At 62.5% G+C, this 13,782-nt stretch carries 15 protein-coding genes; 6 read left to right on the top strand and 9 right to left on the bottom strand.

Annotated features, from left to right (window positions below; all coding sequences use genetic code 11):
- Positions 1-179: 179 nt before the first annotated feature.
- Entirely contained in the window at positions 180-860 is a 681-nt protein-coding gene (locus CP556_RS13795; protein WP_098726148.1) for a carbonic anhydrase, read from the top strand.
- 626 nt (positions 861-1,486) lie between these two features.
- Here CP556_RS13795 and CP556_RS13785 read toward each other — a convergent pair.
- The 4 genes from CP556_RS13785 to CP556_RS13770 all read right to left on the bottom strand — a co-directional run bounded on the left by CP556_RS13785 (position 1,487) and on the right by CP556_RS13770 (position 4,385).
- Positions 1,487-1,876 carry a DUF7344 domain-containing protein gene (locus CP556_RS13785; RefSeq protein ID WP_141551675.1) on the bottom strand — a complete coding sequence of 130 codons (390 nt, stop codon included), beginning with the start codon at positions 1,874-1,876 and terminating at the stop codon, positions 1,487-1,489.
- 92 nt (positions 1,877-1,968) lie between these two features.
- Positions 1,969-2,631: a helix-turn-helix domain-containing protein gene (locus tag CP556_RS13780; RefSeq protein WP_098726146.1), complete on the bottom strand. Its 663-nt coding sequence runs from the start codon at positions 2,629-2,631 to the stop codon at positions 1,969-1,971.
- Between the two features lie 549 nt (positions 2,632-3,180).
- Positions 3,181-3,516: a chorismate mutase gene (locus CP556_RS13775; RefSeq protein WP_098726145.1), complete on the bottom strand. Its 336-nt coding sequence runs from the start codon at positions 3,514-3,516 to the stop codon at positions 3,181-3,183.
- Positions 3,513-4,385: a shikimate kinase gene (locus tag CP556_RS13770; protein WP_098726144.1), complete on the bottom strand. Its 873-nt coding sequence runs from the start codon at positions 4,383-4,385 to the stop codon at positions 3,513-3,515. Before CP556_RS13770 ends, CP556_RS13775 begins: the two co-directional genes overlap by 4 nt.
- Positions 4,386-4,517: 132 nt before the next feature.
- Between CP556_RS13770 and CP556_RS13765 the strand changes: the two genes are divergently transcribed.
- Both CP556_RS13765 and CP556_RS13760 read left to right on the top strand, forming a co-directional pair.
- Positions 4,518-4,949, top strand: a complete 432-nt coding sequence (locus CP556_RS13765; RefSeq protein ID WP_098727408.1) for a DUF5796 family protein — start codon at positions 4,518-4,520, stop codon at positions 4,947-4,949.
- Positions 4,949-5,194 (top strand): DUF7508 domain-containing protein, encoded by a 246-nt coding sequence (locus CP556_RS13760; protein WP_098726143.1) that lies wholly within the window; start codon positions 4,949-4,951, stop codon positions 5,192-5,194. The genes CP556_RS13765 and CP556_RS13760 overlap by 1 nt, the downstream gene beginning before the upstream one ends.
- A gap of 22 nt (positions 5,195-5,216) precedes the next feature.
- Here the strand turns inward: CP556_RS13760 and CP556_RS26665 are convergent, their stop codons facing one another.
- Together CP556_RS26665 and CP556_RS13755 are read right to left on the bottom strand one after the other, a co-directional pair.
- Entirely contained in the window at positions 5,217-5,351 is a 135-nt protein-coding gene (locus tag CP556_RS26665; RefSeq protein ID WP_255291461.1) for a DUF7128 family protein, read from the bottom strand.
- A gap of 88 nt (positions 5,352-5,439) precedes the next feature.
- Positions 5,440-6,339, bottom strand: a complete 900-nt coding sequence (locus tag CP556_RS13755; RefSeq protein WP_098726142.1) for a ribonucleotide-diphosphate reductase subunit beta — start codon at positions 6,337-6,339, stop codon at positions 5,440-5,442.
- Between the two features lie 86 nt (positions 6,340-6,425).
- On the opposite strand from CP556_RS13755, the gene CP556_RS13750 reads away from it, so the two are divergent.
- Positions 6,426-7,061 (top strand): helix-turn-helix domain-containing protein, encoded by a 636-nt coding sequence (locus CP556_RS13750; RefSeq protein ID WP_098726141.1) that lies wholly within the window; start codon positions 6,426-6,428, stop codon positions 7,059-7,061.
- A gap of 115 nt (positions 7,062-7,176) precedes the next feature.
- On the top strand, positions 7,177-9,411 hold the full coding sequence (locus CP556_RS13745; RefSeq protein WP_098726140.1) for an AAA family ATPase: 2,235 nt from the start codon (positions 7,177-7,179) through the stop codon (positions 9,409-9,411).
- A gap of 42 nt (positions 9,412-9,453) precedes the next feature.
- Here the strand turns inward: CP556_RS13745 and CP556_RS13740 are convergent, their stop codons facing one another.
- From CP556_RS13740 to CP556_RS13730, 3 genes are all read right to left on the bottom strand, one after another.
- On the bottom strand, positions 9,454-10,614 hold the full coding sequence (locus tag CP556_RS13740) for a TrkA C-terminal domain-containing protein (RefSeq protein WP_098726139.1): 1,161 nt from the start codon (positions 10,612-10,614) through the stop codon (positions 9,454-9,456).
- Positions 10,611-11,993 carry a DUF8167 domain-containing protein gene (locus CP556_RS13735; protein WP_098726138.1) on the bottom strand — a complete coding sequence of 461 codons (1,383 nt, stop codon included), beginning with the start codon at positions 11,991-11,993 and terminating at the stop codon, positions 10,611-10,613. Before CP556_RS13735 ends, CP556_RS13740 begins: the two co-directional genes overlap by 4 nt.
- 66 nt (positions 11,994-12,059) lie before the next feature.
- Positions 12,060-12,575 carry a DUF7382 domain-containing protein gene (locus CP556_RS13730; RefSeq protein ID WP_098726137.1) on the bottom strand — a complete coding sequence of 172 codons (516 nt, stop codon included), beginning with the start codon at positions 12,573-12,575 and terminating at the stop codon, positions 12,060-12,062.
- A gap of 74 nt (positions 12,576-12,649) precedes the next feature.
- On the opposite strand from CP556_RS13730, the gene CP556_RS13725 reads away from it, so the two are divergent.
- A complete protein-coding gene (locus CP556_RS13725; RefSeq protein ID WP_098726136.1) occupies positions 12,650-13,729 on the top strand; it encodes an ATP-binding protein in 1,080 nt (359 codons plus the stop codon).
- Positions 13,730-13,782 lie beyond the last annotated feature (53 nt).

The following is a 13,782-nucleotide window of genomic DNA, read 5'->3' as shown; positions in this document are numbered from 1 at the left end:
ACCCCCGGTAATCGCATCTCTCGTCTGGAGCGCGGGCCGACCGCGCGTAAGGTCCAATAACGAGAATCGTGTGTTTTCGGTCCGCGGGACACGAGCGGTATTATGACTGGATTATCGGAGACCCCGCCAGTATCACAGGAAAACTAGGAATTATAGTCCGGACCGCCCTTTGTCAATCCATGCACAGCGAATTCATCGAGCTACTCGAGGCCAACGCCGATCACGCCCAAACGCACAAATCACAGTTCGACGACGTTCAGGACTCTCAGGAACCGGGTGTCGTCACCGTCTGCTGTTCCGACTCGAGAGTCCTCCAGGACCACATGTGGGGCAACGACGAACCGGGCCAAATCTTCACGTGTGGCAACATCGGCAACCGCGTCATCCAGCGCACGGACGCGGGCGAGGTCGTCTCCGGCGACGTCCTCTATCCGGTCGCACACACCGGCACGGAGACCGTCGTCGTCGTGGGCCACACGGGCTGCGGTGCCGTGACGGCGACCTACGACGATCTGACCGACGGCCTGTCCGAACCCGACGGGATCAGTCACTGCCTCGAACTCCTGAAGTCACACCTCGAACCGGGCGTCGAACTCCTCCCCGACGACATCGACCGAACGGCGGCCATCAATCGGCTCGTCGAGTACAACGTCGATCGACAGGTCGAGTTCCTCACCGAAAGCGACGATATCCCGGCGACCGTCGACATTATCGGTGTCGTCTACGACTTTCAGGACGTGTACTCGGGCAATCGCGGCGAGGTCCACGTCATCAACGTCGACGGCGAAACCGACGTCGATGCGCTTCGGGAGGAGTATCCGGACCTCGAGTCGCGGATCGAACGACGCTGGGAGTACTGAGACGGACCCCTGTCAGTACGCCTTGACGTACTGGAAACGAAGCACGTCGTAAGTGCCGATCAGGTCGTAATTCGAAAAGCCGGGAAACTCGCCGGTGAGCTAATCAACAGCGGTAAGCAGATTGAGCGGGAGAATGTATTATTGCAGAATTTTCCCTCCTGAACGATGGTCCGATTATTACAAAAAATACCTCACATTTCAACCGTGTCGATGACCTCGAAGTACGGTCGTACTAGGGAAATCATCCGATAAGGTATCTGCTACCGGTTCTCTCTTTGCTCAACCTTGTTCAGGTAGCTGAAATCCATAATGGATTCTCGTAAAAATAGGGAGTATGCCAGGTTCAAGGGAACCGATATCAGCCGCCACAGCCCTCGAAACGCAACCGCATATAAAGAAGCAGCAATGGTGAATATAAGGTCTTGTTGAAACCCTCGATTGGTGGTAGGTTTCAAGAGCCGTGCTGCATACACTGCGCGAAAGTAGCAAGGGATTCGGATTGATTTGCGAAGGTAGCGAATCGTTCAGTACAGGTGAAGTACAGATTGGCAGAATAGGACATGGTATATTTCCGGGCCAAAATAATCACTGGCCAGATTTTATATTGGATCTTATATTCTTATTTCCTATCCAATAATCGGTTCATCATCCCAGTCACGAGCCTCGAGATCGAGTTGGCGACATTCCCCAGCAATCTGCTCTGCCAGATCCACAAGAATACCTAAATGAGATACGTACTCGTTAGGTGCCACTAGATCTCGCTCCTCATCATATTCGACGAGACCAGCTTCTTTCAGTTTCGGAAGGTGCGAGTGATAGAGGGATGTTTGCAGAGCTTCGATAGACAAAATCTCCTTATCAGATGTTTTACGAATTCTCTCTATGACGTCATGTGTTAATTCGATAGTTGGTTTTTGTGTGTTTGAGTTCCGCAATACATCTATGATTATCCGTCGATGGTGATGTGCTAGACAGTCAAATAACTGATCTTGTTGTGGATTGGTATCCATATTCATATAGGCCATTGGCCCTGCTGGTACTGATTATAACCCTTGTCCAAACAAGGGTCTTAGTAAGGGGGAGCGGAATTTGGCATTTCACTTCACTCCTATTCCGGTTTGAGAGGCAGATTCAGCGCACCTAATACGACTTTTTCGGTGGCACCTCTAACCCGTTGTGAAAGGGCCTGTTGAGAGATGTCAAGTTCAGTAGCGAGTTCCTCAAGAGTCACCTCACGTGGTGTGCTGAAGTATCCACGTTGAGCGGCAAGGACAAGCGCCTCTCGCTGTTCTGGAGTAAGATTGTACTCAAAAAAGTGGCTTGACCGCTCATTTAACGAATAGACGTGTTCTAGTTCAATTCCCCTGATCTCGTTTTCCACGCAATAGTTATAGAACTGAGTCAGTTGGTCATGATCCGGGAAACGGAAATGAAAAAACCAGTATCTGCCGTTGCTATATGCCTCCAGAACTGCGGCATCCGTGTCGATAAGACCTGCGAAGAACTCTCCATGTTTCACGTCCCACTCGGCTTGATAGAGCCGGTCGTGATTAACAGTATCAAGCAGTTCGAGTGAGAGGATACGAGGATGGTCTTCAAGAGCGTGTTCAAACTCATTCAAATTCTCACCCGATACCCAAAAGTACGGAATGAAGCCATCTTGGGTCGGGATAACACGAACGAGTTCAAACACAATATTATCGAAATTCGATATAATAGATCCCAACGGAAGGATTTTGACTGGAATTCGAAACTTCGCGCTGAGAGTCATTATGAGGGCTGTTGATTCAACCTAGTTATTGATGGTCGTAACTATTTCTATTGGGAAATGACAGACTGAATTCCAACAATTCTACACCAAGGTGATTTATGAAAACATCCAGATGATCTGTTTATATATTCACTAACTGCGGGATCTGTGTGATCAAGAAGCAGGACAGACTCAAACAGACAAGTTCAATTAGCAGTAAGTACGCATGTGCTACTTTACGGTCAGTACAGTACCGATGAGACAGAATAAACGAGGACGCTGTGAGAGATGCATCCTCTCTATTTAGCACGCGACTCCTGTCAGCTGAAGGATTCAAGGACGTTGATCTTCGATATGCATTGACCGGATAGCGATTTCCGACAGTCAACAGCCTCGTGAACGGATACCCTCAAATAGTTCGTCAGCCGTCGCAAGGTCACTCTTCGACTCAGTGCCCGAGACCATTATAGAACTGTGTTATTATTCACCGATCGAAGACCGAAAGAGCATCTACCGGAAAATATTTAGCTACCCGACCAGCAATAGATGCCCTGAAACCCCCGAATTCGACTACCGGCTCTCTCGCTGTTCTACTTTGTTCAGTTCGATCAGCAGCCGGAAGATAGCCTTCACCAAATTCGCATCGACGTCGAACTGCTCGGCGTTATCGCCGGCCCGCTCCATGACCTGTTGTTCCTGTTTCTCGTCGGTCGTCGGCAGCCCCTGTTCGTCCTTGACCGCAGCGATCGTGTCCGCGACGTAGGTTCGCTGAGCGATCAGTTCGACGATCTCCTGATCGATCGTCCGGATCTCCTCGCGAAGTTCGTCGAGGTCCATCTCTTCGGGCGTACGATCCTCCTCGTCGATTCCGCCATCCGTCACCGTTGCAGTGTGCTCTCGAGTCATGTCGTTCGTGTTCCGTCCGTTCGCGTCTGCAGTAATCGTGTCGTTCCGTCGCGCTCGTCCCATCGCGGTTTCACTCTCTCGAGCGTCTCCCGCTCGCCGATGGCGACGTAGCTCGGTCCGGTTCCGGAGAGCGAAACCCCGGTAACGTCGGGCAAGGCGTCGATCATCGGTCCCGTCGAGAACTCGAGTGCGCCACAGAAGGCGAAGCCGTTGACGGTCATGGCCTCGCCGTAGCGTCCCTCGAGCGCGAGCTCTTCGACGAGGTCGGCCATCGGAGCGACGCGCTCGCAGGCCGACACGTCGGCGTCCGCACTGTAGGACTGTTCGGGTGGCGTGTAGACCAGTGCGTGCCAGTCGACTTCCTCGCGGGCGAGTAGCGCGTCGGCCGTGTTGTCGGTCACCGTCACGCCGCCGAGCATACTCGCGCTGGCGTCGTCGAACGCGCCCGTCGCCGTCACACCGGCCTCGCGGGCGGCCCGAACGCCGAGTCGGCAGGCCTCGATCCGCTCGACCGAATCCGCGACCTCGAGGGCGTCGAGCGTCGCGAGCACCGTCGCGTTGGCCGCGGCGCTGGAACTCTTCAGTCCGGCGGCCATCGGGACCTCGCTCTCGGTATCGACGCGCGCACCCACGTCGGTCTCGTCCAGCCCGGCCCGCTCGGCGTACTCGACGATCGTCATCGCGGCACAGCGCTCGACGAGCGTCGTGTCGGCCTCGGGCTGGCCGGCAATCGTCCCGACGATCTCGCCGTCGTTCGTGAGTTCGACGGATGCCGTCGTCTCGAGGTCGATCGCGAACGCCGAGCCGGTTCCGGTCGCGAGTGCGTTGAGTACCGTCCCGGCTGCGGGGGCGACAGCGCGGCCATCCATACACGGACACTCTCAGCAGGCGTACTTACGGCTAACGATCCTCGAGACCGACCGATGGAGAAACCGCTCCTTTGCGAAGCGATGAGACCGGAGAACGCACCGTTTTTCCCCGATCCGACCGAAGCGGAGACCATGAGCGCACGGAACAACGTCGCCCCCGGTACGATCGGCGTCGATCTCGTCGACGGTGGCGTCGTCGTCGAGTACCACGACGGTCGAGAGGTGTTCTACCACGGTCCGCCCGAACCCGTCGACGGACCGCTGACGACGCCACCGGGGAAGGAAGTCCACGTCCTCGTCACCGACCCCGACGGCGTCGAGGGTGTCATGACGTACGTCAACGATCGCAACACGCACGACGATATCCTCGAGACGACCGGCGTCGGCCGCGTGATGCTCGAGCGCGACGACGAGGAGGACCTGTTCCCGGGCGTCACCGTCGCGACGGAGGCCTACTCGGTCCGCGTCGAAGCCGACCTCTCGCTCGTCGACGGTCGCGTCTTCGTCTTCGCCGAGGACGAGATGAGCGAGCACGCCTACGAACTCGTCGAGGCGACCGACTGATGCCGCTGCAGAAACCCTGGCGGGACCTCGAGCGGGAGACGGTCGCCGCCGCGCCGGACCGACCCGGCGTCTACGAACTCGGCGACGCATCGGGAACGGTGCTGGCGATCGACCACGGCGTCCTCCGGGACGAACTCAAGAGCGTGCTGGCGTACGGCGACGGCGACCGCGTCCGGTGGTCCGAAGCCCACACGCTCGAGCAGGCCCGCGAACTCGCCGACGAGCACCGCGAGCGCCTCGAATGAGGAGCTCCGGCTCCCGACTGAGTCACTGGATGTAGGACGGATCGCTGTCGTCACACCGAGACTCGTGTTCCGTCGCGTCCGACTTCTCGTCGAAGAGGAGCCCGCAGGTCTCGCACTCGTACCAGGTAGTGTCGTCGCGTTCGGTCTGGACTACCATGGGAGACGATGGAACACGAACGGCAAAAGGCGTTTCTCCGGTGACTGCAGCGAGCCCGAAGGCGACGGTACTGAGCGAACGGCCGTCGTCAGGCGTCGAGTTCGGTCAGTTCCTCGACGTCCGGAATCCGCTCGCTCGCGGTGGTGATCTGGCGCATTCGCTGTTCGTGTTTCGTGTACGCGTAGTCGGCGAGGTCGGAGGGGTTCGGACCGGGGCCTCCCTCGGAGCTGGCCCCGTCGTCGCTCGTCAGGCTCTCCTGGACGAGCGGCACCAATTCGTCGACCGTCTCGCGGAGGAGGTCGGGATCGACGTCGCCCTCGCTCACGAGTTCCTTGAGTTTCGCCATCCCGAAGCCGACGTGGCGTCCCTCGTCGCTGCGAATCAGTTTGAGTCCCTCGACCAGTCCCGGCAGATCGGGGAGTTCGGGTTCGTTCTCACCGTACGCGAGGGTGAGTCCGTAGTAGCCGGTCTGGGCCAGAATCCCCTCGATCGTCAGGTGGTAGTGGCAGTGGGCCTTCGCGCGGTTTTCTGGCGTATCCTCCTCGAGGAGGCGCGCCATCGCCCGCTCGTTGCGCTCGAACAGTTCGTCGTAGGGCTCGTTGAACCACTTCTCGTCGGTCGGCGACGAGAGCGCCTGCCCGCGGCGCTCCTCTTCGGTGTGGATCACTTCGCGCCAGTAGCGATCGAAGAAGTCGGTGTGTTTGGACTCCTCGTAGAGCTGCGTCGTGATGAACATCTGATCGCCGATCTCCTCCAGGACGACCGCCAGCGGCGCGAGATCCTCCGTCACCGACTCCTCTCCCGCGCCGAACAGCGCGAGCGACTGCTTCAGCCCCCTAAAGGCCGGCTCGGAGAGCTCGGCCGCTCCCGCTACGTCCGCCGCGAGATCGATCTCGTGGGGATCCCAGTGCTTCTCAACCGCGTTTCGGTAGTAGTTGTGCGATCGGGTTCCGGTCTCGAGTTGCATCGACGGCTCGTTAGTGGCCATTCTCACCTGAACAGATGCATCGCTGTCCGATCAACCTATATCTCACGTATTAGGGCATTTAACTAGGGGCAGGTCGAAGAGGGGGTATGGGCCTCATCGCCGAGTTTCAGGTGAACTCCCCAGACTTGCCGCTGACGGGCGCGGTGGCGGCCGTCCCGGAGATTACAGTCTACATCGACCGTATTCTCGTCGACGATCCCGATCGACCGGTCGTCCTCTGCCGAGCGGTCGACGACGCCGACGACGAGTTCGGGCCCGCACTCGAGGACGATCCCACCGTCGAGACACACACGACAGTAGACGGTGCGGGCGGCGGATCGACGCACCGGATCAGGTTGCGCGATCCGCCGCTCCCCATCTACCGCAAATACGTCGAACTCGGAACCACGCCGCTGGGCGGGATCGTGACCGTCGACGGCTGGTGGGCCCGAGCGCGGTTTCCGGACAGGGAGGCGCTCGCGGAGTACCGAATGTTCTGTACGGATCGGGGCGGAACGTTCAAACTCGAGCGACTTACTCGGGAATCGTCGAGCGACGATCCGCCGTTCGGACTCACCCCCGAACAGTACGAGGCGCTCGTCGCAGCCCGCGATGCGGGCTATTTCGACGTCCCGCGAGAGGCATCGACGGAGGAGATCGGCGATCGACTGGGAATTTCGGCACCGTCGGCGTCCGAGCGACTCCGACGCGGAATCGACCGGTTGCTGGAAAACGCGCTATAGCCGCGAGCGACTGACGGCGCCGCCTCGGAGCAACCGACGACGCCCCGGATTCAGCGTGCATGCAGCGGCGTCCGATGGGACAATTCTCAAGACGACCGGCCCGAAAGGAACGGGTATGAGTTCGTCGGAATCGGACGGCGTCACGTTGTCGGTTCGCGCTGCCGAAAAGGGAGACGCCGGCCGGGGCGTCGCGCGAATTCCCGAACCGGTGCGGCGACAGCTCGGCATTCTCAGCGGCGACGCCGTCGTGATCGATGGCGAGGAGTCGACGGTCGCCAAGATGTGGCCCGCGGATCCGTCGGTCCCCGACAGTGCCATCCAGATCGACGGTGATACCCGAGCGAACGCCGGCGTTCACGTCGGTGACACGGTTACCGTCCGGGCGAAAGACAAGTCGACCATCGCCGACGCCGATCGGGTGACGCTCGTCGCGCCGCCGGGGCTCGCCGAGAGTCAGCGACGAGCCGCCGAAAGCAGCGCGGCGGAGAAACTCCGCAATCGACCGGTCCGTGCCGGAGAGCAGATTCGGATCGAGGGGATCGATCAGCAGCCGTTCCGGGTCACCGACACGGATCCCGACGGTGACGTTCGAATCACGAGCGCGACGACAGTTCGGCTCGCCGACCTCGAGTCTGGACCGGACGCCACTCCGAGTTCGAGCACGACGGAATCCACCGGCCGCGGCCGACAGTCGGACGGATCAGCCGGGGCGCCGACCGGTTCCGACTCCCAACTCGAGGCCGAAACGGCCGAACTCGATCCGGGATCCGGCGTCACCTACGAGGACATCGGCGGCCTGGACGAAGAACTCGAGCAGGTCCGCGAGATGATCGAACTTCCCCTGTCGGAGCCGGAACTGTTCAGACGCCTCGGCGTCGAACCGCCCTCCGGCGTCCTGCTGTACGGCCCGCCCGGCACCGGGAAGACGCTGATCGCACGCGCCGTCGCCAACGAGGTCGACGCCGAGTTCGTGACGATCTCGGGGCCGGAGATCATGTCGAAGTACAAGGGGGAGTCGGAAGAACAGCTCCGAGAGACGTTCGAGAAGGCGCGCGAGGAGGCCCCGACGATCGTCTTCTTCGACGAGATCGATTCGATCGCCGGCACGCGCGACGACGACGGGGACGCCGAAAATCGGATCGTCGGCCAGCTACTGACGCTGATGGACGGCCTCGACGGCCGCGGCGAGGTGATCGTCATCGGTGCGACCAACCGCGTCGACGCGATCGATCCCGCGCTCCGGCGCGGCGGCCGCTTCGACCGCGAGATTCAGATCGGCGTCCCCGACGAGACGGGCCGCCGGGAGATCCTCGAGGTCCACACCCGTGGGATGCCGCTGGCCGACGACGTGGATATCGACGCGATCGCACGTCGGACCCACGGCTTCGTCGGTGCGGATCTCGATGCCGTCGCGAGCGAAGCGGCGATGGCGGCCATCCGCGATCGCCCGACCGAGACCGACGACCGCCGCGAGTGGAACCGCAATCCAACCGTCCGAAAGCGTCACTTCGACGCCGCGCTCGCGTCCGTCGAACCGTCGGCGATGCGCGAGTACGTCGCCGAGTCGCCGACGACCGACTTCTCGGACGTCGGCGGTCTCGACGAGGCGAAGCAAACCCTCCGGGAGTCGGTCGAGTGGCCGCTGACCTACGATCGACTCTTCGAGGAGACCAACACCGATCCGCCCTCCGGCGTTTTGCTGTACGGCCCGCCCGGCACCGGGAAAACGCTACTCGCGCGCGCACTGGCGGGCGAGACCGACGTCAACTTCGTCCGGGTCGACGGCCCCGAAATCATCGATCGCTACGTCGGCGAGTCGGAGAAGGCGATCCGCGAGGTGTTCGAACGCGCCCGCCAGTCCGCCCCATCGATCGTCTTCTTCGACGAACTCGACGCCATCGCGGCCGCTCGAGGCGACGGCCACGAGGTCACCGAGCGCGTCGTCTCGCAGCTCCTGACCGAACTCGACGGGATGCGAGAGAACCCCAATCTCGTCGTCCTGGCCGCGACCAACCGGAAGGATCAGATTGACCAGGCGCTGCTCCGACCCGGTCGACTCGACACCCACGTCTTCGTCGGCGAGCCCGACCTAGACGCCCGCGAGAAGATCCTCGCGGTCCACACACAGGGCAAACCGCTCGCCGACGACGTCGATGTCAACGAACTCGCGGCCGAACTCGAGGGATACACCGGCGCGGATCTCGAGGCGCTGGTCAGAGACGCCTCGATGCGGGCGATTCGAGAGGTGGCCGCGGAGTCAGACCCCGAGACGGCCAATGAGCGGGCCGACGAGGTCCGAATCGAGCGACGACACTTCGAGGTCGCGCGGGACTCGACCGACCAACCGTGAGCCGAATCGATCGTCATCGGGCCGCTACTCACGGCCGGACTGTCAGTGCATGGTACCCACCTCGTTCGGCGGAAGGGAGGCCAGTTCACCGGCCGTTCCGAGCACGGAGAGTTCGTCGCCGTCCCGTAGCGTCTCGTTATCGTCCGGAAACGGAATCACCTCGCCGTCACGGACGACGACGAGAATGGTTCCCGAAAGCCAGCCGACGAACACGTTGTCGAGGGTGCCGCCGTCTTCGACGGTGACGGATCGCACCGTCTCGTCGGCGGCACGGAGCACGGAACACAGCCCGTCGCCGTCGTTCGGCGGTTCCGACCGCGTCGTCAGTCGATAGCTCGAGCCGGGATCGAACGCGAGCCGCTCGGCGGCGTCGGCGTCCACGGCGATCGTCGCCACATCCCCAGCAGTGGCCCGTACCGTTCCGGTCGCAGCGAGTCGACTCGAGTCCCCTTCGGATGTCCAGACCTCGATCGGATCGCCGACGCTTGCGGTCGGTGCCGGATCGGCACGGATCGCCATCGCGACGGTTCCCGTTGGAAGGCTCGACCCGATTCGAGAGCGAGTGCCGCCGATCGCGAGTCGCTCGACGGTCCCGTCTGCTCCGACCGTGATCGACGCGTTGCCGAGACCGTAATCGCGCTCGAGGCGGGTCGCGAGTCGAGAGCGAAGTGCCGATTCGTCGCTGATCTGGGGAACCAACACCGTCCTGCCGGCGAGATCTCGTTTGATCGACGGATCAACCGGCGGATACCCCGCTGCATCATCGACTCGTTCGGGTAACTGGATCGCTATCGAGAGCCGCGCCGATCGGACGAGTGAAGCAATCTCGCCGGTAGCCGCCAGCCGGGTGATATCGAAGACATCGCGCGCGACCCCGTCACCGATTCGCCGGCCGATCTCGGCGGCGACCGCACTGACGACGACCGCGCCGAGGACGTACGTCGCGGTCGCGTGGTGGACGAGCGGCGTTTCGTCGATGATCGTCGCCTGCTCGAGACCGGCGGCGTTCAGCCAGCCCGCAACGACCGCGAGTCCGGCGAACGTGCCGACGCCGACCGGAGCCCCTCGCGTACTCACGGCCCGATACCCGAACGCAACTGTGGTCGTGACGATACCGGCGATCAGTGCGAACCCGAGTATATTGATCAGTGCCGTTTCGGTCCACTCGGAGACTGCCGTCTGCAAGACGACGACTCCGGTCATGATTCACCCTCCAGTACCGGGATAACGGTCGAACGCGGCGTCGGTTCGCGCTCATCGTCGATCCGCCGCTGTAACTCGATTCGCTCCCCGACGACGAACACGTCGTCCCGGTCGTCGAGCGTCGCCACATCGGGGTCGAGACACCACGTCTCCCGTTCGGCGACCGGATCGATGCTCGTCGACCCCGTGCCGTCGCCGTCGTCGTTGGGGCGGCTCGCCGCGAGGACGCGGATCGTCTCGTCGGTCGCTCCGTCGCCCGTATCGACGTGTTCCCTCACCGTACCGAACGATACGCGACGAACCGAGTAATCCGCTCGCTCGAGCCGGGACAGAGCCTGGCGGTCGGCGTCCAGTCCACTGGCGGGGACGGCGATTCGGGCGCGCTCAGCAGCGAGTAGCGAGTCGGCGTCGGCGGACGGAACAGCGACGGTAACGTGGCCGTCGCCACCGACCGTTTCGGCGGTCGGACGTGGGGCTGCGTTCGTCGCTCCAATTGCTGGTCGGCTCCCGTTCCCGATTGTCCCTCCCTCGCTAAACCCGGCTCCGGAATCGGTGGCTGGCCCCGATACTGGGAGATCGTCCGAGAGCGAAGGGGCAGCTTGTCCGTGCCCGGACTGATCTCGTTGACTGGCGCTCAGAACGGTCGCCGTCACCGACGCACCTCGAACGTGGACGGCGACATCGTCACCCGGTCGCAGTCCGGTCGGGAGGAGCGCCGAAATCGAAACGGCGCGCCAGCCGTCGGGCACTGCCGTCGCGGTATCGCCGGATTCCGGTGCGGCGGCGACGGTCGCCCGGGCGCGCCCGTCGATCGACACGGCGACGGCAGCCAGTTCGTACTCGGTTCGGAGTCGCGTCTCGAGTCGCATCTCGAGCGCGGACAACGGGAGATCGGCGGGGAATCGCCACGCATCCGCCTCGAGTGCCCGCCGAACGTCGGGCGACAGCGACTGATAGCCGTCGATATCACGGATTCGCCCCGTCGTTCGGACCGTCACCTGTCCCATCGCATCGACCGAGTCGATGGCCGCGGCAGCGAGCGAGCGGTTTCGCTGGGTCGGCCGCCCGGCCCCGAACGGGAGCTCCGACGCGACGCGCTCGCCCTGACTGGCCGCGGACACCGTCAGGATGGCAACGACGAGCGTCCCGGTTGCGAGGCGGGGAAGCTGCGTTCGAACGAGACCAGGCTCGAGCACGCCGACGAAGTAGCCGTTGAGGGTAGCCATCGCCACGCCGAGCGCGACGCTCGCGGGCAACGGCAGACTCGAGCCGCGGTCGCTGAAGACAGCACCGAGGATGCCGACGGCGATCGCGGGGCCGATCCCGATGACCAGCCCGAACGCGATCCCGATGATGAGTTCGGTCGTCGTTTCGATCATCGATCGTCTCGGTCATCGGTCGTCTCGGTCATCGGTCGTCTCGGTCATCGGTCGTCTCGATCATCGCTATCGGGCGACGACCCGAATGCTCGGGTTCGGCTGTTCGTCGATGTAGTTGCTGTCGGACGGCGGAATCACCTCGAGCTGGATCGTTCCCATATCCTGATCCGCTCGAAGGCTCTGCGAGCCGTCGAAATCGAGCTCTGCGTGGTTGTCGTCGCCGGTCGGTTTGTCGAGAACGCCGTCTAGTTGGGCGGAATCGGCGGTCGCGACGATGGTCGCGTCCGAGACGTTGTTCCCGTTTTCGTCCATCGCGTAGACGTCCACTTTCGCATCGCTGCCGGTCGCATCCGCATCGATCACCTGATCGGCGTCGGCGATTTTCACGGTCACCTCCGTATCGCCCACGCTGCCGATTCCGCCGAGCATGTTCAGCATGATCGCCAGCGCGGCGACGCCGACGACCAGCGCGATCACCAGCCGAATCGGGAGTCCCTCGATCGCTCGATCGTCTCGAGCGAACGACGACCGCGACCGGTTCGTTCCATCCGTTGAATCCGAGTCAGTCCGTTTCGAAGTCACGCCTCGCTTGGCCGCGGCTTCGCATTTAAACGGTGGCTCGAGGGTTCAAATACGATGCCGCGGCAGTTCCCCCCGTGAGTTTCGTACTGGGTCGCGACGGCGATCGCGAGGACGGCCCCGTCGGTCGCCTCGGTTCCTACAGGGCGCTCGACGGCAGCGACGGCGCACCCCTCCACCTCGATCTCGACGGGCCACACGCGATGTTGCTCGTCGGCAAGCGCGGCTACGGGAAGTCCTACACGATGGGCGTCATCGCGGAAAACTTGGCTCGATCACGCGGCGTCGCACCCGTTCTCGTCGATCCGATGGGCGCGTTCGACACGCTGGCGGAACCGGCCGACGGCGAGGCAGTGCCGGCCAGCGTCGTCGTCGAACCGACCGTCACGGCCGCGTCCCTCGATCCCAGATCGTGGTGTGAACTGCTCGGTCTCTCGCCGGAACGCGGCGCTGGCAGCCTGCTCTGGCGGGCCGCCCAGGACGAGTCGACGATCGAGGACATGCGGGCACACGTCGCGTCCGCCGACGCCTCGAGCGTTGCAGTGCGCGCCGCGACCAACCACTTGCGCCTCGCCGACTCGTGGGGCGTCTTCGACCCCGACGGACTCGATGCGACGGCCCTCGGCGGACCGGAGATATCGGTCGTCGACGTCTCGGAGCTCGCGGCCGCACCGATGAACGCCGTCTGTCGCGGCGTCGCGGAGGCGCTGTACCGAGCGCGGGTCCGCGAATCGATCGATCGGCTCCCCTGGCTCTTGCTCGACGAGGCCCACGCGTTCTTCGACGGCGTGGCCGAACCCGCACTCGAGACGATCCTCACGCGCGGCCGTGCACCCGGCGTCAGTCTGGTCGCCGCGACCCAACGACCGAGCGCCGTCCCCGAGGTCGGCATCTCACAGTCAGACATCCTCTGTGCGCACCGACTGACCGCTCGAGACGATCTGGCTGCACTCGAGCACGCACAACCGACGTACGTGAACGGCTCGCTAGCCGATGCGGAGCGGTTGCCGGACGCACCTGGAGAAGTCGTCGTCATCGACGACGCAACGGAGACGATCCACGCTGCCCGGATTCGCGCTCGAGACACCCCCCACGGGGGAACGAGTCCGACCGCGAGCGGCAGTGTGGCCTGCAGTGAGAACGAACGGGTAAAGTGACGATTCGCTCCGCTCGAGCAGAGATACCGTCAGCTACCAGACCGAACTGTCAA

The organism is Natrinema sp. CBA1119 (assembly GCF_002572525.1).
Taxonomy (GTDB): Archaea; Halobacteriota; Halobacteria; order Halobacteriales; family Natrialbaceae; genus Natrinema.
Note: the sequence above shows the minus strand (reverse complement) of the source record. Positions and strands in the feature narration are given on the sequence as shown.